This is a genomic window from Marinomonas ushuaiensis DSM 15871, assembly GCF_000521805.1.
GTDB classification, from domain to species: domain Bacteria; phylum Pseudomonadota; class Gammaproteobacteria; order Pseudomonadales; family Marinomonadaceae; genus Marinomonas; species Marinomonas ushuaiensis.
On record NZ_JAMB01000002.1, the window covers coordinates 134,205 to 153,305 of the forward strand.

A 19,101-nucleotide genomic window follows, 5' to 3' on the forward strand; every position below is an offset into this window, starting at 1 on the left:
ATTACATGGGCATTTTATGAACACAGTAAAAACATTAGTTGCCTTAGCGCAGAAAATGCCAAAAACCGAACTTCACTTACACATTGAAGGCACCTTTGAGCCAGAGCAAATGTTCGCCATAGCACAGCGCAATCAGGTTGAATTAACCTACAAAACCGTTGATGAATTAAAAGCTGCTTATCAATTTACCCAACTTCAGGATTTTTTAAATCTGTATTATCAAGGCATGTCAGTACTGTTACATGAAGCCGATTTTTACGACCTAACCATGGCTTACCTAACAAAAGTACACAGCGAAAACGTGGTTCATGTAGAAATATTCTTCGACCCTCAAGGGCATTTGTCTCGTGACGTTCCTTTTGAAGTACAAATCACAGGTATTTATAACGCATTACGAGACGCAGAAAAAAAATGGGGAATAACATCAAAACTCATCATGTCATTCTTGCGTCATTTAAGTGAAGAAAGTGCCTTTGAGACACTAGAGCAAGCAAAACCTTTTCTTAAATGGATTGATGGTGTTGGCCTCGACAGTTCCGAACTCGGCCATCCGCCCGAAAAATTCATCAATGTGTTTCAAGCGTGCCGTGATTTAGGTTTGAAAATAACGGCACACGCCGGCGAAGAAGGCCCTCCAGAATACGTCTGGCAAGCTATTAACCTTATAAAAGTAGATAGAATCGATCATGGCAACAGAGCCTTAGAAGACGAAACACTGATAGCTGAAATTAAAAAACGCGACCTCACACTGACTGTCTGCCCTCTTTCTAATTTGAAACTGTGTGTTGTCACAGATATGAAGCAACACCCAATAAGAGCCATGCTAGAACTTGGTCTAAACGCCACGGTAAATTCAGATGATCCTGCCTATTTTGGTGGCTACATGAACGACAACTACACCGCTCTCATAGAAAAAACTGGCATCAACAAAGAAGAACTTTTCCAACTGTCTAAAAACGGCATTACTTGCAGTTGGATGGATCAAATAACGAAAGAAGCCCACTTGAAACGCCTAGATAATTTATTTCATTAATGACACCCAGTTACCCCTCTATCTTGTAGATTAAAATTTCAAAGAATGGCCCTATCGCCATTCTTTTTTTAATCTATTGTTTTCAATATGCTAAGATCCTTCTTTTTTATAATTCGAGCTGAATCCATGACTGCAATAACAACTTTTAATGATACTTTCTACCGTCTACCAAGTAGCGAACGTTACGACCAAGTTGTTACGGCCATCAAAAAAGGCCAATCAATCTGGGCTCTGGCCGATGCTGAAGGCTGTTTAATCATCGATCTAGGCAGTGACAAAGTATTGCCTGTTTGGCCATCACAAGACCTTGCCGCTGACTGGGGCAAAAAAGACTACGAAGGATTCAATGCATTAGAAATCAGCGCTGTTGACTGGCCAGAAAAATGGCTTCCAGGTATGCAAAGTGATGGTTTCATGGTGGGTATCGCACCTAACTTAGCAGGAGAATGCATTGTTTCTTCTGCTGAAGAACATGCTGCTGATCTTCTGGCAAAATAAAACGCTAAAAACCTCTATTTACTTTCTACCAGAATACGACTTTTATGGACACAAACGCGACATCAAGCCTCACAGAACACGTTATCCTTAAACTAGATCAGCAGCCAAAAGGTGCTCTACGTCTGTTTCATGGTCGTGGTAAGTGTTTTCCTGGCTTAGAACACATCACGGTTGATTGGTTAGAAGGACAAGTGCTGGTCTCTCTGTTTAAAGAACCCTCTTCAGATGAATTAGACAATTTAAATAAAGAAATCATCAATTGGACAAAGAAAAGTGAATGGACAACCTGTGGCGCTCAATCCCTTTTATTGCAACATAGAAGTCGTGATAGAAGCCCGACTGAATGTTTATGGGGAAATTACCAAGAGCATCAAGTCGTTTCTGAAGAAGGGTTACTTTTTCAATTAGATTTAGGCAAAAACCAAAATTCAGGCCTTTTCTTAGACATGCGCTATGGTCGTCGTTGGGTAAAGGAAAACAGCCAAGACAAACGTGTACTCAATTTATTCGCCTACACTTGTGGGTTTTCTGTAGCTGCAATCGCTGGCGGAGCTGATTTTGTTGTTAATTTAGATATGGCGAAAGCGGTACTTAGTCGTGGTCGAGAAAATCACCGCCTTAACAAACACGACCTCACCAATGTAAAATTCTTTGCTCATGATATTTTTAAGTCTTGGGGAAAAATCAAGAAATACGGTGAATATGACCTTATCATCATTGACCCACCAACATTTCAGCGTGGCAGCTTTGCCATCACTAAAGACTATCAAAAAATATTACGACGCCTTCCAGAATTACTAAGTGAGAATGGTCAAGTGCTCGCTTGTGTTAATGATCCAACATTACCTGCGCAATATTTAATAGATGGAATGAAAGAAGAAGCACCAAGTTTGACATATCAATATCGACTGAATAATCCTCCCGAATTTCAAGATATCGACGTTGAAAGCGGCCTTAAGGCTCTAATTTTTCAGAAAACACTAACGACATATAATTAGTAGCCCAAAAATTCAATACGAACATTGATTTAATTAATAAGGAAAACATCATGTCTAAAACGACTGTCACTTTTGAATATGAAAAAGAAACAAAAAATAGCGTGCGTTACCAAGAAATTCCAGAAGAAGGGAAAGCGCCGATTATGGGTAGTTTATATGTTCAAAAATGGTTTGCAGGGAATTCAAAATCACTTGAAATCACAATAGAGAAAAAAGATTAGGCCAAAGCTGACGAAGAAACAGCAACAGATAAACTTTTCTGCTGCTGTTTTTCGATTATTTTACTTTTAATATAAGACTCCGAATAGGTAAAGTGGTACCAACAATCGTTCCTAAAACAATACACACCAAAGCAACAATCAAACCCATTGTTATCTGCTCATCAAACAAAGGCACAGCCAAAACACTTGCCAATAAAGGCACGATCGCCATTAATGCTCCCATTTTAGTAGCGCCTAAAATATGCACCGCCTTACCATAACAAACAAACTGTATAGCGATGGCCATGACGGCTTGATAGAAAGCTTGTAAACCAATCATGCCATAGGAAACACCTTCAAACACGGTTGGAAGCAGAGTCAAATAATAAGGAGTAAACACCAAGGTAGTAATAGTAATAACGCCTAATGTGGCATGCCACGGTGCAAATTTCCAACGTCTTAGTAAGACAGTAAAAACCCCCCAGAAGAAACAAGCAACAACAAAACTGATGTCTCCCAATAAATACGACACATCAGAAAAAATTGTTTCAAGCAGCAAAACAAGAATCCCTAAACTGCTGATTCCGATGCCCATCCAAGCAAACCGAGAATGCCGCTCACCTGCTAGATAATAAGCCAATACAGCGATCATTATTGGCATCAAACCAGGTAACAACAAAGCACCATGTGTTGCAGGAGCATATTGAAAACCATTAAAGACGGACAGCGAATACGCCAGCCCTCCTACACTTCCCAGAACCATCATTCGCCATTTAAAAACGATCTTTCGATTCATCCAGATAGAAGGTGAAAACAGCACAAAAGCGGTACCGAAGCGCACCATCATCATGTCAGACAAGGACAAAGACGCCAGCGCACCCGCTCGTGAAATCAGAATAAATCCAGTCCAAATGAGGACAGCGACTAAAGCATAAATATAACCATACGCTATTTTATTGCTATCATTTTCTCTCTGTCCATTCATGCTTATCAGGCCTTCTATATCGGTAAATTTAATAAGTGGTATATATTTCACATTCAATAATTACCAGAATAAAGCACTACAAAATAACAAAAAAACCATCGAAAATCCTTTTTTATTACAAATAAAAAGCAGATTAGCCTACATCATATTTAAAAATAGATTCGCCTTATTTTTCATGCTAGATTCGCCCCGTCATAGTGCATTGCAGCATTTAGTAAAACCTAATTTTAGGTAGAAAAAGTGCTTAAACTAAAATTACCGCTGATGACGTATAGAAAAACTTAGCCATTAATATAAAAACTAATAACGCTCACCGAGCTAATTTATTCGAGGACTATCTATGCAAGCATTCATTGATTTCTTAAACGGGATCATTTGGAGCCCTGCTCTAATCTATCTCTGCCTAGGAGCAGGCCTGTTTTATTCCATCTTGACGCGTTTCGCCCAAGTACGCCACTTTAAAGAAATGTGTTCACTTCTATTTAAACCAAATGAATCTGAAAAAGGGATTTCATCTTTCCAAGCACTCGCTGTTTCTTTATCTGGCCGTGTTGGTGTTGGTAATATCGCTGGTGTTGCTGCGGCTATTGGCTTTGGTGGTCCTGGTGCTATTTTTTGGATGTGGGTTGTAGCATTTCTAGGCGCAAGTACGGCTTATGCTGAATCGACATTAGGCCAACTTTATAAAGTCAGTGAAAACGGACAATATCGTGGTGGCCCAGCTTATTATTTTGAGCGTTGTCTTGGCTTTCGCTGGTTAGGTGTTTTGTTTGCTCTAGCATCTATCTTAGCTTGTGGTGTTTTCCTACCCGGCATACAAGCAAACTCTGTTGGTAATGCGGTTGTACAAATCTTTGGCGAAGGAACTCTCATTTCCAGCTCATTTGGTGAAGTCGGTTCAACGAAACTCGTTGCCTTGGCAATCATTTTAATCGTTTTAGCGTTTATCATTTTTGGTGGCATCAAACGTATCGCCAACTTTACTCAAGTTGTCGTACCTTTCATGGCATTAAGCTACATTGTGATGGCTTTAATTGTTGTTTTTCTCAACATAGATAAAGTGCCAGGCATCTTTGGTTTAATTTTCTCTGATGCTTTCACAGCACAAGCAGGCTTCGGTGCTGCAATCGGCTGGGGAGTTAAACGAGGCATTTATTCCAATGAAGCAGGTCAAGGTACCGGCCCTCATGCAGCGGCTGCAGCAGAAGTGCAACACCCTGCACAGCAAGGTTTAGTACAAGCATTCTCAGTGTATGTTGATACTTTATTCATCTGTACAGCAACTGCATTAATGATTTTGATTACTCAACAATATAACGTACAAGGTACATTACCAGACGGTCAATTCCTTGTTCAAAACGTTGACCCATCAACCATCATCTCTTCGCCAGCATTTACACAAATGGCATTAGCAAGTGTATTTGGAAGCATAGGTCCAATATTTGTCGGCATCGCTCTTTTTTTCTTTGCGTTTACAACTATATTGGCTTACTACTACATAGCAGAAACCAATGTGGCTTATTTACGCAAGGCATTGAAAGTAGACATTCCATTGACTCTAGTGAAATTGTTGATCATGTTTATGGTTGCTTATGGCACAGTTAATACGGCAGGTTACATCTGGAACTTAGGTGATGTCGGTGTCGGTCTTATGGCTTGGCTGAATATCGTTGGTATTCTTGCTATTTTCTTTATGGCAAAACCAACAATGAAAGCATTAAAAGATTACGAAGATCAAAAAGCATCTGGCGTAACAGACTATACTTTCAACCCTAAAGCTCTTGGTATAAAAGGAGCAGAGTTCTGGGAAAAGCGCTATGACGAACAACAAGCCAAGAAAACAGAAACTAAATAGTTTTTGTTTTACTGCTTTTTGAGTTTTTAAAGAAAGTCAGCATTAAATAATATGGGTCAGCTCGTGATAACGGGCTGACCCATTTTTATTTTTAGCGGTGGGAAGGTTAACGAGACGCCATACCACCCGTTTTGAAAGACTCACGAAGAAAGGCGCCCGTATCTGTGTAATGTCTAAGTAATATTTCTACCGCCAAATCTGCTTTACGATTGATTGTGGCATTAAATACTTCATCATGTTCATGACGAACATCACGAGAATTATAATTCGAATTTTTCTCAGCTAAAAAGCGATAACGAATGTTCTGATCGTACAAATTATTGCAATAACTCAATAAAATTGGCGACTGACAAGCCTCTAACAAACACATGTGAAATGACTTGTGCATGGGCTCCCAAACGTCAAAATCTGCCATGCTGGTTCTTGATAATCGATGATGAAGTAAAACAAGTTTTTCTTCCCAAGCATTATCGCCTAACTCAATACTTTTACGCAGAGCCAAACTTTCTAAATTGCAGCGTAGCATAAAAATTTCATTAAAATTTTCGGCACTGACAGCAGAAACACGAAAACCTTTCTGATCAATTCGCTCAACCAATTTATTGGATGTTAAAAGACTCAAAGCTTCACGAATGGGGGAAGCACCAGTATCAAAAAGCGGCTTTAAAGTTTCTACTTTAAGCCTTTCACCAGGAGAAAACTCTCCTTTAATGATTTTTTGTCTTAACTCCTGATACACCCTATCAATGGCTGTTTTTGTCATCGATTTTGTGTCGTTTTGAATGATGTCTACATCCATAATTATCTCTAATTCTCAAAGTGATTCGGTCTTAGAAAAATCAATAAAATTTCACTAAGACCGAAATATTTTATTTACTGTCAGCGGGCCAAATGCCCATTTCTTTATACGCTTTAATCGCACCCGTATGGTAAGGGACTACCTTCTTTTGAACCATATTTTCTGGGAAGTATTTATTAAATGCACCAAAAGATTTGGCCAAAGCAGCTTTATTTGACGCCATTATTTTTACTTATTTGTACACTACATCATCTGATACATCTGCACCAGTGATCAAGAAGAAGTCTACTTCAATCATATTCGTTGGGTTTTCAACTACACCCGTTAAGGAAGCTGATGGTTTCATACTAACGATACGAGAAGATGGGATTTTTTTCTCAACTTCTGCTCTTGCCAGTTCATTATCATTCAAACTAATGTAACGCCAGCCATCACTCATTGTTGCCATGGCTTTTTTACCAGCAACTACGTTCATTGGAACCAAAGCCCCATCCACTCGATTCTCTTCCAAAGCAGACAAAGCCGTTACAAAATTTGGCGTAGGTACTTTTCTTGTATCATCAATATTCACAAAACCTGAAGCCAAGGCCGCATTGGAATAAATTTACATAAGTTCATTATGAGACAATGGCACAACCATTAGTAACACCTAAACACGTGCCATTGCTCACATCAACCTATCAACGAACCTAACACTTTATTCATCAGCAACGGTATTCACCAAAATACCTAAGCCTTCAACTTCAATTTCACACACATCACCCGGCTTCATAAACACAGGTGGTGTTCTAGCATAACCAACACCCGCTGGTGTTCCAGTAACAATGACATCACCCGGCATCAGTGTCATACACTCACTCAAAGTCGCAATTAAGTAATCAACTGGAAAAACAAGATCTCTTGTGTTCGCGTCTTGCATCACCCGACCATTTAAGCGAGTTTGAATTTGTACCTCTTTCATGCCAAGAGGCAATTCATCACTGGTCACCAGTTCTGGACCAAAAGCGCCTGTTCCATCAAATGTTTTACCAATTGTCCACTGGGAGCTTTTACGTTGATAATCCCGAATCGTCGCATCATTAAAAATGGTATAACCAGCAATATGATCAAATGCGTTTTCTTTTGTGATATGACGACCTTTTTTGCCAATAATAACAGCAACTTCACCTTCGTAATCCAATCGATCAGAACATGTCGGTCTAATAATGTCTTGCTTATGACCAATTAATGATTCAGCACCGCGGAAGAATATTTCTGGATAAGTTGGCGTCGCTGCACCACCCTCTGCAGCATGAGCTGCGTAGTTTCGGCCAATACAAATAATTTTAGATGGTCGAGCAATAAGAGGAGAAAATTCTATATCTTTATAAGCTTTTCTAGCAGATTGTGGCGCGTCTTTGATTTGTGCTTCAATTTTAAGCATTAATGCAGGATCGGCTTGTAACACTTCAAGTAGATCCTTAGGTAGATCAGGTAAAGCAATACTCAAATCAATCACTTCGTCTTGGTTGCGCAAACCAATTTTGCTAACACCGTCTTGAACAAACGAAAGTATTCTCATATCCATTCCTCTATTATCGATTTTTTATATTATTATTAAAAAATATAGAGTATTACAAACAATATGCAAATAAAAACGTTATTTTAATATAATTTAATTAATATCGATTTTGACGTGTGAAATTGTCATCATTAAAATAAGAATTGAATACGGAGAAAGACATGGCAGATTACTACGTAAAAAATTATCAGTCGCATTAAAGCTAGACGATACATCTAAGATTCTAGATACGACACTAAAGATTGGACAAGAAGCAGGCATGCTGCCTTTAACCGTTGTTGTACTGGATGCAGGTAGGCCACCTATTAGCCATGAAGCGTGAAGACGGCAGTGGAATAATGCGTGTTGATATCGCAACAGGCAAAGCATGGGGCGCACTCGGCATGGGGGGTTCCAGTCGTACCATTCGTGATCGACTAGCAAACCGCCCTTCTTTCCAAGCCTCATTAGGCAGTGCATCACAAGGTCGTTTTGTGCCTGTTCCTGGTGGCGTGCTTATTTGCAATGCGAATCAAGAAGTCATCGGTGCAGTGGGTGTGAGTAGTGACGCGTCAGATAAAGACGAATACTGTGCCATTACCGCCATCAACCTTTGCCAATTAACCTCTCACCCAGAAAAACCTTCTGAAAGTTGGTCACAAGCAGGTCTTTAAACAGTGACATTGTTTAAGAAGGCACTAAACCACCATAGCGACTAAAGCTCTGGTGGTAACCTTGATATTCAATTTATTTAACGGCCTTGCCTTAACGTTCTATAGCTTACTACAAGGCCATTTGCCCTCTCTTCCCCAGAGAGATGACCTGAAAATAATTAAATAACCTCCTTTGAAATAATCGATATTTTGTTTTTCTTTGTGATTTTAGCGATATTATTTGATTTAAAACTCTTAAACCGCTACTTTTAGTTTATTGCATCGAGTCAAAAAACCTTTGCTCACGATGCAGTGTCGATAACAAAAATAATAAGAGTGTATTGCCCTAGCTTCATTTATAAACTGAGATCCCCAATAAAATGGCGAATCTCAACACAACAGCCAAAGCTCGAAAAACAATTTGGCTATTGCTACGGCCAATACCTCTATCCAAAAATGTGGAGGGTCAAAATGTCACGCTGGACGAATATTATTGAAGACTTGCTGTCTCGGGTAACTGATATAGGCAATACAATACTCGTTAACTCTAATACCGATTCTGAGACACTGTCCTTGTCAGAAAAATGCAAGGCTCTGCTTTCGAATGTGGGTGAAGCAACTGGACTAGCACGCTCCCGAGATATTTTAGAAGACTATAAAAATTTAGATAAAGCAGAGCAACTTGCTTTCTTCCAACAAATTTACGCAGACTGTGGTGTAAATGAAGATTTACTACGCAAATCGGTCAGTGAATGGCTTAAACATCCAAGCAAAGTCGAAGCAAGGTACATTCATTCGATTTCAGAGCCACGCTCCCAAGAACTTATTCGACGACTCAATCTTGCTTACGGCGGTACCGCAGCATTGGTTAAAATGCGCGAAGACCTGCTTCAACACACAAAAACAGACCCGAGTCTTGTTGCCCTAGATAAAGACTTTCAGCATTTATTCACTTCTTGGTTCAATAACGGCTTCTTACGCTTAGAACGAATCAGCTGGTCAACACCAGCTTCTATTTTAGAAAAAATTATTGCTTATGAAGCGGTTCATGAAATCCAAGGTTGGGATGAATTAAGACTCAGAGTCGCGGCTCACGATCGTCGCTTATATGCTTTTTTCCATCCGTCATTATCTGATGAACCACTGATTTTCGTAGAAGTTGCCTTAACCGATGACATGCCAGATAACATTTCCAGCATTTTATCTGGCGACAGAGAAACGCTTGACCCGCATCTAGCCAGTACCGCTGTGTTTTATTCCATCTCAAACTGCCAAACCGGTTTGCGAGGTATTTCATTTGGTAACTTTCTTATCAAGCAAGTGGTTGAAGAACTCAAACGAGAACTGCCAAATTTAAAACGTTTTGTGACCATGTCACCGGTTCCAGGATTACGTCGTTGGATAGATTCAAAACCAGCCCTCGAACCAACGATGCAAAAACTCGTAGACGAGTTAACGCCGCTGCATAACAAACCTGACAAAGTTTTTATCGAAGAAAACCAGCGTCTTCTGTACAAACTCGCAGCTCATTACCTACTCGAAGCAAAGCATAAAAACGGAGGTCCATTTGACCCTGTTTCTAAGTTTCATTTAGGCAATGGTGCGAGGCTTGAACAAATCAACTTATGGGCAGATGAATCGAAACGAGGATTCGCTGGATCTTGGGGCATCATGGTGAATTATGAATATGATCTCAACAGCATCGAAATAAACCATGAACATTTCTTACGTGAAGGCACCATCAGTACTTCACCAACCGTTAAGCGTTTATACACAAACTCATAGTGGAGAAGAACATTGTATCAATCTAATTATTTAGCTAACCAACTTAGCAATGCTTCTGAAAACAACAAGCAAAGCGTATTTGCTATTTTACCTGATCATTCAGAAATCACTTATGCAAGCTTATTTGAAAATGCAGAAAAAGTCGCAGCCGCTCTAGTAGAAGCGGGATTAAAGTCAGGTGACCGAGTCGCTGTTCAAGTCGACAAATCCATTACAACCATTCAGCTTTATTTAGGTTGTGTGATTGCAGGTGGTGTTTTTTTACCACTCAATACAGATTACACCCCCTCAGAAGTTGAATATTTTCTAGTGGATGCCAGCCCAGCTATTTTCATTTGTGATCCGACAAAAGAAGCATCACTAAAAGCGGTTGCTGATAAAGCCAACGTCGCCCGCGTTCTCACCCTATCAGCAGATGGCAAGCAAGGCTCGCTTATCGAAGCCATCGCTCGCCATAAAGCAGGTTTTGAAGCAGTACCACGAACGGCGGATGATCTTGCTTCAATTTTGTATACTTCTGGCACAACAGGCCGCTCTAAAGGCGCAATGTTAACGCACAAAGCCTTAGCGTCAAACGCTCAAACCTTAGCGAAAGCTTGGCACTTTACATCGAATGATCGACTAATTCATGCCTTGCCTATTTTCCATATTCACGGACTTTTCGTTGCCATAAACGTTACTTTGAGTGCTGGTTCGTCCATGTACCTGCTTCCTAAGTTTGATGTAGAGAAAATTATCAATTTATTTTCTGATTCTACCGTTTTAATGGGTGTACCAACTTTTTATGTGCGCCTTCTTAAAAGTGAAAACTTGAACCAAGACCAAGTTCAAAACATGCGCCTGTTTATTTCAGGTTCTGCGCCATTACTGAGTGAAACTCACGCCCAATGGCAGGACAAGACAGGTCATGCGATTTTAGAGCGTTACGGCATGACAGAAACAAACATGAACACATCAAACCCTTATGTAGGTGAACGTCGCCCAGGAACCGTTGGTAGACCGCTTCCAGATGTTGAAGTAAAAATCACCCATCCAGACACAGGTGAAACCTTACCTGTTGATGGCATTGGCCACATTCAAGTTCGTGGACCGAACGTATTTTCCGGTTATTGGAAAATGCCAGAAAAAACAGCAGAAGAATTGAGTGCTGACGGGTGGTTTTTAACAGGAGACATTGGCGTATTGGATAGCAGTGGTTATTTATCCATCGTAGGACGATCTAAAGACTTAATCATTTCTGGTGGTTACAACGTTTACCCGAAAGAAGTCGAATTAGTCATTGATGACGTCGCCAATGTTGTTGAATCCGCTGTAATTGGTGTGCCTCATCCAGATTTTGGTGAAGCCGTTGTTGCTGTCGTAATCACCAAAGGCGAAATAACCAAAAGTGAAATGACAGAAGACGCGATTAAAACCGCGACTAAACAGCAATTGGCAGGCTACAAACAACCTAAAAAAATCATCTTCTTAGATGAACTCCCAAGGAACACAATGGGAAAAGTGCAAAAGCTGGCCCTAAGGGAACGCTTCAATGATCTTTACCCTAAAAAATAATTGAGCCACAGAAGCCGCTGAACCACGAAAAACACAAAAGCCGATTAACGTCATGTTAATCGGCTTTTTGTTTTAACGAATTAAGAGTGAGTTAAGAACCATTAAGAGTGCATTACAAATCCAACATTTTCTTTTTCAAACGCGCTAAGCCAATCTCACTTGTGCGTACCGTCAGCTTAATATGATCAAATTCATATTCTTCTTTGGTCACGCTCATGCTATTACGAATTTCACCGACAATACCGTTAGCGGTATAAGGGATAACAATCTCTTCTTGAAGCATTCCTTCTTCGGAAATACCAACAATATACTTATGCAGTTTAGCAATATCTTTAGGGTCGCGAGCGGAGGTTAGCATGGCCTCTGGAAACTCGATCATTAGCTCAGCTTGTTGTTCAGCGCTTAGTTGATCTGACTTGTTTAATATCAGTAACTTCTTACTGTCTTCAACACCCACCTCTTCCAGTACTTCGTGTACTACATCGAGCTGTTTACGAAATGAAGGATCAGAGGCATCAACCACGTACAACAATAACGATGCATCGTGTGCTTCGGCTAAGGTTGAATGGAACGAAGCAACTAAGTCATGTGGCAGTTTTTTAATAAAACCAACCGTATCAGACACCAATATTCTTGGGTGCGTGATTGGAAACAAGGCACGAACGGTGGTATCTAGCGTAGCAAACAGCTTGTTTTCACCTTCTACATCACTGCCCGTAATCGCACGCATCATCGACGACTTACCCGCATTGGTATAACCCACCAAGGCAACACAAAAATTCTCAGAACGTTGTGTACGGCGGCCTCTCATTTCTTCTTGAACACTGACAAGTTGACGTCTTAATTCGGCTAACTGGTCTCGCACATTACGGCGGTTTAGCTCTAGTGTTGTTTCACCAGCACCTTTACCCATTTGGTGTTCTCTATCGCCTGTAGAGGTTTCACGTAATCTTGGTGCGACATAATTAAGGCGGGCAATTTCAACTTGCAATTTAGCCGTTTTGGTACGCGCATGACGGCTGAATATCTCGATAATCACGCCAGTGCGATCATATACTTCTACGCCTAATTGGTTTTCAACATTACGTAACTGAGAAGGACTTAAGTCACAATCAAATACCACTATGTCAGCACAAGCTAATGGCAAGTTATCCGACGGTACACTGGTAATGTCTAAGTCGTAATCCAGTTCATCTTCGTCTTCTTGTGCTTCTATAACACCTTTGTTACCGGTAAGTTGCGCTATTTCAGCCAACTTGCCTAAGCCTAATACATTCACTCTGTTCGTTGAGCTCTGGTTTTGCGATTGAGTGCCGACGACTTTAAAGCCTAAAGTTGTTACCAAACGCGCAAGCTCGGCAAGCGACTCTACGGCCTCTTCCCCTCTGAATTCAGGAGTACAAACAGAAATAAGTAACGCGTTATTAAGTGATGGTTTTGCTGTTAACTGCATAAAAGATTTTGATTCATGCACTGTTTATTTGAAGTGTAAAAATAAACAGTGCAAGCCTAATGATAAATATGGGTAGACGACAAGTTTACGTGGTTATAGAGGAATAAGCATTAAAAGTCGGAGGTCATAAGCTCTACCTAATTTCAAGTTCGAAGAGTGACTCTTTTCATTACAGGAAGCTAACACAGCGATAAAAAATAGAAAGGCGCTTAAAGCGTCTTTCTATTTCTCTTATATTTGACTCTTGTTTATTCTTTATGCCATCGCTTGTGCTGAGTCATTCAGCAGTTTCGCATCAAGGTATAATTGCCCTGAGCTACTACGTTCAAGGCTGGTTTGAACCTTATACGCCTTCCCTAATAACGGCATCGCCAAGACATTATGGGCATCGCCTTGAGTCTGTATCGAACCTTTATCAAGCAACATAATTTGATCGCAAAATTTAGCGGCTAAATTAACATCATGCAATGCTGCAACCGTAATAAACTCTCTCTCTATGGTTAGTTTTTTAATAACAGTTAAGATAGAAAGTTGGTGATGTAAATCAAGTGCGCTGGTTGGTTCATCCAACAAAATAACTTTGGGCTTAACCACTAAAATACGAGCCAAAGCTACGAGTTGTTTTTGCCCACCACTGAGTTCACCGATATTTTTTGCCGCAAGGTGCCCAATATTCAGCAACTCTAATACTTCAGCGACTTTCTTTATGTCTTCAGGTCTAACTCGCCAACCAGAATTTTGCTTGAGAGATACAAGTATTGATTCAAACACCGATAAAGCGAGAGTGCTGTAAAGAGCTTGAGGTAAGTAAATGACATCACGGGCACGTTCCATTTTTGAACATTTTTTCAGGTCTCGACCGTTTAGGCTGACTGCCCCGCTCTTTGTTTTAATTAAACCTGCAATGGATTTAAACAGAGTCGATTTACCCGCTGCATTTGGACCTAAAAGCGCTGTAAAACTGCCTTTTTGTAAATCTTCAATATTCAGCTCATTCAGTACAGTATGATCACCGTAATTAACCGTTAAATTGGTAACAGATAAACTCATACACTCTGCTCCTTAGAATGTTTCAAAATGATGGCTAGAAATACAGGCACACCAATCAAGGCAGTTATAATACCAATAGGGTAAATAATGCCAGGGGTAATTGATTTACTCACAATAGAAGTAACGCTTAACATTAACGCGCCCAGCAAGGCCGATAATGGGATGAAGTAACGTTGATTTTCACCTACTAATAAACGAGAGATATGCGGACCAACTAAACCTACAAAACCAATCGTACCCACAAATGCGACACCTGTTGCAGCGAGTAACGAAATACAAATAAGTATTTCAACACGCAAACGTGCAATGTTAATCCCCATACTCAAGGCACTCTCTTCGCCTAACCTTAGCGCGGTTAATTGCCAAGTACGCATCATGCAGAAAGGTATAACAACGAATAATAAACTGATGCCTAAAAGTATTTGCGTCCAACTCGCTCTGGTCAAAGAACCTAGCATCCAAAAGACAATACGCTGCAATTCTGTTTCAGAAGCACCGTATTGCATGATGGCTAATAACGCATTAAAAGCAAAAAATATGGCGATACCAAAAAGGATGGTTGTTTGCGTACCGACGCCTTTTAAACGCATAAGCAGCAATAACAAACCACAAGTACCTAAAGAAAAAACAAATGCATTCAGTGTGACCAATAAAGAACCGATATTTGCTGAAAAACCAACACCAAACACAATCGCCAATGCGGCACCAAAACTCGCCGCTGATGACACTCCTAGAGTGAAAGGTTCAGCCAAAGGATTGTTTAATAATGTCTGCATTAAAGCGCCAGCCACACCAAGCATCGCCCCAACAATAACAGCTGTTACCGCAATGGGCATACGATAGTCCCAAACAATAACTTCTAGTTGAACACCATGAGATGCTTTATCCCAAAGTACGTCAATAATGGTAGAGAGTGGAAAATTACCTGGACCAATGCTGATATCTAATAAAAAACTAATAACCAGCAAAACAACAATCAGCATTAATATTTGAACTTTTTTACTTTCACTGGCCACAAAACCATGAATTAAATCGTTTTGTTTTTTCAATACACTATGACTTTCTATGGTGAGTTGAGTTGCACTGTCCATAAGACAAACCTAATCTAAAAACAAAATTGAGAATTTAACGAAGATATTGAGGGTATTGAAAAGACATCAAAAAACGCTCCCCCAACACTTAAAAGTCCCCTTCCACTAAAGCCTTAATAAAGCAGGCTGTAGGGAAGGAAATTGACTTAATATCTGACTGTATTTACTTCAGTGTTTGCCAGAAAACACCGCTGTAATCAATAGGAAGGAAACGGTCATGTAACTCTACGAAATTTGCTTCAGTATCCAAATCTTTAAAGTCATCAGGATAGAACCACTTAGCAAATGTTTGCAACGCAATGAAGTGATATGGGCTGTTATAAAACTGATGGTAAACAGAGTAGAAATTCTTCGATTTAACGGCATCTAACTCTGACCACCCTTTGCGATCGGCCAATGCTTGTAAGCGTTCTTGAGCAAGTTCAGATGTGGCTTCATAACCTAAAAGTACTGCCGTTGTATTTGGATTGGCTTCAGACCAATTCGCGCCAGTACCAATGATATAATCAAGCTTTTCAGTTAAAATCACTTCAGGGTTCACTTTTCCACTAAATCCCGAAATTTTACGACTACCCCAATTAATGCCGCCCGCTTCATCTACTAATCGACCTAAGTTAGCAGCACCAAATGTATTACAACATTTATCTGGATCATAACCTGCTGCACTTTCGATAAATACAATCGGACGCTCTTCTTGTTTTTTAGTTAATACAACCGCGCTTACTAATCGCATTTGTTCAACGTAATAATCAATAAACTCGTTAGCTTCTTTCTCACGGTTTAGTACTTTACCCAACATCAACAAACTAGGAACGGTATTTTGTGTTGGTCTTTGGCGGAAGTCGACAAACACAACTTTAATACCCGCTTTCTCAAGCTTCGTTAATAAGCCGCTCTCTTGTGCTTGGAGCAAGTTCCCCAAGTTTAGAATAAAAAGATCTGTATCAAGAGTAATGATTTTTTCTAAACTGTAATCACCAGAATAAGGACTACCAAGATTTTCAATATCTGCGATTTCAGGGAACGCTTTCAAATATTTACGATAAGCATCAGGGTCGTATTGAATTAAATCGTCTTTCCAGCCAACCACTCTTTTAAGTGGATTACTTTTATCCAATAACGCTAATGAATAAGTTAAACGTCCTTCACCCAAAACAATATTTTCAATTTTTTCTGGGTCTAGGCTGACTTTACGACCGGCGATATCCGTGACTTCAATAACAGCAGCAGATGCACTAAAAGCAGTAACTAACAAAGCAGGCGCTAATAACTTTTTAACAAACGAACAATTTAGACTCATCTCTTTTTCCTTAACGAATGGATAATTTCGAAAGGAATCCTACATGCTAAGTATAAACATGTAAATACAAACAGTAACCATAATCATTTATATTTACATCCGGTGCGTTACTTATTTTAATGCACCTTCATTGTTTTTAGTCCTAAAAAAGCTCTCAATTTACTGACTTAAACGCAAAATCAGAATTCCCGCGAGTGCTGCGATCAATCCCAAGATTTCTTGACGACTGAAGGTTTCTTTAAAGAACTCTCGTGAATACAACAAAATGATCAAGATATTCATTGCTGCGATGGCAGAAACCAAGCCTGTGGTACCAATAGCAAAAGCAGATAATATCGCCATCATCCCTGCCACATTTGTTAAACCAACAAGCATGCCACAACCGAATGTTTTTACACCGTATCAATGAGGAACAACATCCTTGCCATCGTAATCTGTGATTCGATGATGCTTCAACCAGCTCATGGCAAATAAGAAACTACAAAAGCCAAACATAAGCGTTAATGTCGCGAACATATCAGCATTAAGACGAGTTAATTGCTTACCAAATAAGTCATTTAAGGCAATGGAGCATTTATGGGTAATGAAGTAGTTTTAGCTAATTCACCAATTTCAGAGTTACCTCCTGATATTGCTTGTAAGATATTTTTTAACTCTTCTGATTTATCTGGATCTAAAATTCCATCTTCAAGCATAACCACTACTTTTTGGAGTAAGTTATCGATTATAGGATTTCCTGAATCAGGTTGGTTTTGAATTAACCAAGATAAAAGAAATTTAGCTTCACTTTGATTTACAGTTCGATCAGCTACTAAACCTTTACTTAAGCCAATTAATGTATCGACTTGTCGATCTTCGATATTTTTTATTGAATCGTGTGAAAATCTCCATATTCTCTCCAAAGTTGAGATTCACCTAACATTATTTAATATAGTACGTATGCACGTTTACACATTTTCAAAACTCTCTAAATATCTCTATAACCAACTGAATTTAAGTTTTTATATAGCTATCCACAAAACCGAAATTTGGCTATATGAGCGTGCGTGTTATCACTTCTTTCTAAATTAAAAAAACCAGCACGTTATCTCTACACTGAAAACCCTTATCCATTGATACAAAGAGACTTTTTATTTATCTACCAATATAAACGCGCAAAACATTGATTATTTTTTAGACAAAACAAGCAATCTCTTCATCACAATGGGTCAAAGCCCTTTTTGATAAGGCTGTTATATCAAGAAGGTATTCTGGTCAAAAAGGGGTTCGACCCTTGGCTACAGTGGGAACAAGGAAAAATTAAAAGCCATCTTAATGGCTTAAGATGGCTTTGTTGTTTTCTGGATTAGGTTACAAGCCAATTGGTCAATACGTTTCCATTTCTTCAATCAGTTTACTGACTCTGGTTCCCGCTGTGCCAGCCACTATTTTTTCTAAATCCTCTAACGATCCAATGGCCGCGACTTTACCTGCCTTTTCGGTAAATTGACAAGCGGCGCTGACTTTTGGGCCCATGGAACCCGCGGCAAATTCATATTCTGCTAAATGGCTTGGATTGGCACATTTAATCCCTTTCTGCTCAGGTGTGTTCCAATCAAGAAACACAGCGTCAGCATCCGTGGCCATAATATATAAATCTGCACTTAATTCACGCGCTAGTAATTCACTGGACAAATCTTTATCTATCACGGCTTCGACGCCCTGAAGCTGGCTATCGGCATCGTACATAGTCGGTATTCCACCACCGCCACTGGCAATCACTATGGTATTTTTTTCTAATAACCAGCGAATCGGACGAATCTCAAAAATACGTTTTGGTAAAGGCGAAGGCACAACACGACGCCACTTATCACCATCAGGTTTTATACTCCAATGATTGTCTTTGGCTAATTTTTTGGCTTCTGCTTCTCCATAAACAGGACCAATGAATTTAGTTGGATTACTAAATGCAGGGTCTTTGGGATCAACTTCAATCATGGTCAACAGGGTTGCTAAAGGTCGTTCGAATGGCACCAAATTACCCATTTCTTGTTCTATCATATACCCAATCATCCCCTCGGTTTCTGCACCGAGGACATCAAGAGGATACAATTCATCCGGCTTATAAGCGTTGCCCTGTAGAGCCAATAAGCCGACTTGAGGACCATTGCCGTGGGTAATAATCAACTCGTTATCCATGGCAATTTTTGCCAATGCCTGTGCTGCGATTTTAATATTGTCTCGCTGCGTTTTCGCGGTTAATGGCTCGCCACGCTTGAGCAAGGCGTTACCACCCAATGCGACTACGATTCTCATATTAACGCTCCT

General features: G+C 39.9%; 20 protein-coding genes and 1 pseudogene. 9 read left to right on the plus strand and 12 right to left on the minus strand.

The window, feature by feature from the left end; all coding sequences use genetic code 11:
- Nucleotides 1–16 precede the first annotated feature (16 nt).
- From MUS1_RS04090 to MUS1_RS16135, 4 genes are all read left to right on the plus strand, one after another.
- A complete protein-coding gene (locus MUS1_RS04090) occupies nt 17–1,033 on the plus strand; it encodes an adenosine deaminase (RefSeq protein ID WP_036159461.1) in 1,017 nt (338 codons plus the stop codon).
- Between the two features lie 126 nt (nt 1,034–1,159).
- Entirely contained in the window at nt 1,160–1,531 is a 372-nt protein-coding gene (locus MUS1_RS04095; protein WP_036159462.1) for a DUF2750 domain-containing protein, read from the plus strand.
- 44 nt (nt 1,532–1,575) lie between these two features.
- Entirely contained in the window at nt 1,576–2,529 is a 954-nt protein-coding gene (locus MUS1_RS04100) for a class I SAM-dependent methyltransferase (protein ID WP_036159464.1), read from the plus strand.
- A gap of 50 nt (nt 2,530–2,579) precedes the next feature.
- On the plus strand, nt 2,580–2,750 hold the full coding sequence (locus MUS1_RS16135; RefSeq protein ID WP_169731108.1) for a hypothetical protein: 171 nt from the start codon (nt 2,580–2,582) through the stop codon (nt 2,748–2,750).
- Between the two features lie 55 nt (nt 2,751–2,805).
- Here MUS1_RS16135 and MUS1_RS04105 read toward each other — a convergent pair whose 3' ends face one another.
- A complete protein-coding gene (locus MUS1_RS04105) occupies nt 2,806–3,714 on the minus strand; it encodes a DMT family transporter (protein ID WP_036159466.1) in 909 nt (302 codons plus the stop codon).
- Nucleotides 3,715–4,054: 340 nt separating this feature from the next.
- On the opposite strand from MUS1_RS04105, the gene MUS1_RS04110 reads away from it, so the two are divergent.
- A complete protein-coding gene (locus MUS1_RS04110) occupies nt 4,055–5,569 on the plus strand; it encodes an alanine/glycine:cation symporter family protein (protein ID WP_036159468.1) in 1,515 nt (504 codons plus the stop codon).
- A gap of 106 nt (nt 5,570–5,675) precedes the next feature.
- On the opposite strand, the gene MUS1_RS04115 is transcribed toward MUS1_RS04110, so the two are convergent.
- From MUS1_RS04115 to MUS1_RS04125, 4 genes are all read right to left on the minus strand, one after another.
- A complete protein-coding gene (locus MUS1_RS04115) occupies nt 5,676–6,368 on the minus strand; it encodes a GntR family transcriptional regulator (RefSeq protein ID WP_036159470.1) in 693 nt (230 codons plus the stop codon).
- Nucleotides 6,369–6,438: 70 nt separating this feature from the next.
- A complete protein-coding gene (locus MUS1_RS16045) occupies nt 6,439–6,591 on the minus strand; it encodes a hypothetical protein (protein WP_156924858.1) in 153 nt (50 codons plus the stop codon).
- A gap of 9 nt (nt 6,592–6,600) precedes the next feature.
- Entirely contained in the window at nt 6,601–6,939 is a 339-nt protein-coding gene (locus MUS1_RS04120) for a TAXI family TRAP transporter solute-binding subunit (RefSeq protein ID WP_156924859.1), read from the minus strand.
- A 126-nt stretch (nt 6,940–7,065) separates the two neighbouring features.
- Nucleotides 7,066–7,929, minus strand: a complete 864-nt coding sequence (locus MUS1_RS04125; RefSeq protein ID WP_036159473.1) for a fumarylacetoacetate hydrolase family protein — start codon at nt 7,927–7,929, stop codon at nt 7,066–7,068.
- Between the two features lie 109 nt (nt 7,930–8,038).
- Between MUS1_RS04125 and MUS1_RS16215 the strand changes: the two genes are divergently transcribed.
- The 4 genes from MUS1_RS16215 to MUS1_RS04140 all read left to right on the plus strand — a co-directional run bounded on the left by MUS1_RS16215 (nt 8,039) and on the right by MUS1_RS04140 (nt 11,900).
- Nucleotides 8,039–8,251, plus strand: coding sequence for a hypothetical protein (locus tag MUS1_RS16215; RefSeq protein ID WP_245595737.1), 213 nt, complete (start codon nt 8,039–8,041; stop codon nt 8,249–8,251).
- Nucleotides 8,241–8,582: a GlcG/HbpS family heme-binding protein gene (locus MUS1_RS04130; protein ID WP_245595738.1), complete on the plus strand. Its 342-nt coding sequence runs from the start codon at nt 8,241–8,243 to the stop codon at nt 8,580–8,582. The genes MUS1_RS16215 and MUS1_RS04130 overlap by 11 nt, the downstream gene beginning before the upstream one ends.
- 450 nt (nt 8,583–9,032) lie before the next feature.
- Nucleotides 9,033–10,346 carry a malonyl-CoA decarboxylase gene (locus tag MUS1_RS04135; RefSeq protein ID WP_036159475.1) on the plus strand — a complete coding sequence of 438 codons (1,314 nt, stop codon included), beginning with the start codon at nt 9,033–9,035 and terminating at the stop codon, nt 10,344–10,346.
- Nucleotides 10,347–10,358: 12 nt separating this feature from the next.
- Complete coding sequence (locus MUS1_RS04140; RefSeq protein WP_036159477.1) at nt 10,359–11,900, plus strand: malonate--CoA ligase; 1,542 nt, start codon at nt 10,359–10,361, stop codon at nt 11,898–11,900.
- A 112-nt stretch (nt 11,901–12,012) separates the two neighbouring features.
- Here MUS1_RS04140 and hflX read toward each other — a convergent pair whose 3' ends face one another.
- From hflX to arcC, 7 genes and pseudogenes are all read right to left on the minus strand, one after another.
- Nucleotides 12,013–13,353, minus strand: a complete 1,341-nt coding sequence (gene hflX / locus MUS1_RS04145; protein ID WP_036159723.1) for a GTPase HflX — start codon at nt 13,351–13,353, stop codon at nt 12,013–12,015.
- A gap of 255 nt (nt 13,354–13,608) precedes the next feature.
- On the minus strand, nt 13,609–14,403 hold the full coding sequence (locus tag MUS1_RS04150) for an ABC transporter ATP-binding protein (RefSeq protein WP_036159479.1): 795 nt from the start codon (nt 14,401–14,403) through the stop codon (nt 13,609–13,611).
- On the minus strand, nt 14,400–15,494 hold the full coding sequence (locus MUS1_RS04155) for a FecCD family ABC transporter permease (RefSeq protein ID WP_036159481.1): 1,095 nt from the start codon (nt 15,492–15,494) through the stop codon (nt 14,400–14,402). Before MUS1_RS04155 ends, MUS1_RS04150 begins: the two co-directional genes overlap by 4 nt.
- A gap of 163 nt (nt 15,495–15,657) precedes the next feature.
- Nucleotides 15,658–16,794 carry an ABC transporter substrate-binding protein gene (locus tag MUS1_RS04160; protein ID WP_036159483.1) on the minus strand — a complete coding sequence of 379 codons (1,137 nt, stop codon included), beginning with the start codon at nt 16,792–16,794 and terminating at the stop codon, nt 15,658–15,660.
- 159 nt (nt 16,795–16,953) lie between these two features.
- Nucleotides 16,954–17,175 (minus strand): annotated as a pseudogene (locus MUS1_RS15645) (hypothetical protein); the annotation flags it as partial.
- A gap of 176 nt (nt 17,176–17,351) precedes the next feature.
- Entirely contained in the window at nt 17,352–17,696 is a 345-nt protein-coding gene (locus tag MUS1_RS04170) for a hypothetical protein (RefSeq protein WP_051436097.1), read from the minus strand.
- A 463-nt stretch (nt 17,697–18,159) separates the two neighbouring features.
- On the minus strand, nt 18,160–19,089 hold the full coding sequence (gene arcC, locus MUS1_RS04175; RefSeq protein WP_036159485.1) for a carbamate kinase: 930 nt from the start codon (nt 19,087–19,089) through the stop codon (nt 18,160–18,162).
- Nucleotides 19,090–19,101: the final 12 nt, after the last annotated feature.

Coding starts and splice junctions, on each gene's coding strand:
- MUS1_RS04105 (WP_036159466.1), bottom strand. CDS start 3,714: ATGAATGGACAGAGAGAAAATGATAGCAATAAAATAGCGTATGGTTAT.
- MUS1_RS04100 (WP_036159464.1), top strand. CDS start 1,576: ATGGACACAAACGCGACATCAAGCCTCACAGAACACGTTATCCTTAAA.
- MUS1_RS04135 (WP_036159475.1), top strand. CDS start 9,033: ATGTCACGCTGGACGAATATTATTGAAGACTTGCTGTCTCGGGTAACT.
- MUS1_RS04130 (WP_245595738.1), top strand. CDS start 8,241: ATGAAGCGTGAAGACGGCAGTGGAATAATGCGTGTTGATATCGCAACA.
- MUS1_RS16045 (WP_156924858.1), bottom strand. CDS start 6,591: ATGGCGTCAAATAAAGCTGCTTTGGCCAAATCTTTTGGTGCATTTAAT.
- MUS1_RS04155 (WP_036159481.1), bottom strand. CDS start 15,494: ATGGACAGTGCAACTCAACTCACCATAGAAAGTCATAGTGTATTGAAA.
- MUS1_RS04115 (WP_036159470.1), bottom strand. CDS start 6,368: ATGGATGTAGACATCATTCAAAACGACACAAAATCGATGACAAAAACA.
- MUS1_RS04110 (WP_036159468.1), top strand. CDS start 4,055: ATGCAAGCATTCATTGATTTCTTAAACGGGATCATTTGGAGCCCTGCT.
- hflX (WP_036159723.1), bottom strand. CDS start 13,353: ATGCAGTTAACAGCAAAACCATCACTTAATAACGCGTTACTTATTTCT.
- MUS1_RS04150 (WP_036159479.1), bottom strand. CDS start 14,403: ATGAGTTTATCTGTTACCAATTTAACGGTTAATTACGGTGATCATACT.
- MUS1_RS04125 (WP_036159473.1), bottom strand. CDS start 7,929: ATGAGAATACTTTCGTTTGTTCAAGACGGTGTTAGCAAAATTGGTTTG.
- MUS1_RS04095 (WP_036159462.1), top strand. CDS start 1,160: ATGACTGCAATAACAACTTTTAATGATACTTTCTACCGTCTACCAAGT.
- arcC (WP_036159485.1), bottom strand. CDS start 19,089: ATGAGAATCGTAGTCGCATTGGGTGGTAACGCCTTGCTCAAGCGTGGC.
- MUS1_RS16135 (WP_169731108.1), top strand. CDS start 2,580: ATGTCTAAAACGACTGTCACTTTTGAATATGAAAAAGAAACAAAAAAT.
- MUS1_RS04090 (WP_036159461.1), top strand. CDS start 17: ATGAACACAGTAAAAACATTAGTTGCCTTAGCGCAGAAAATGCCAAAA.
- MUS1_RS04160 (WP_036159483.1), bottom strand. CDS start 16,794: ATGAGTCTAAATTGTTCGTTTGTTAAAAAGTTATTAGCGCCTGCTTTG.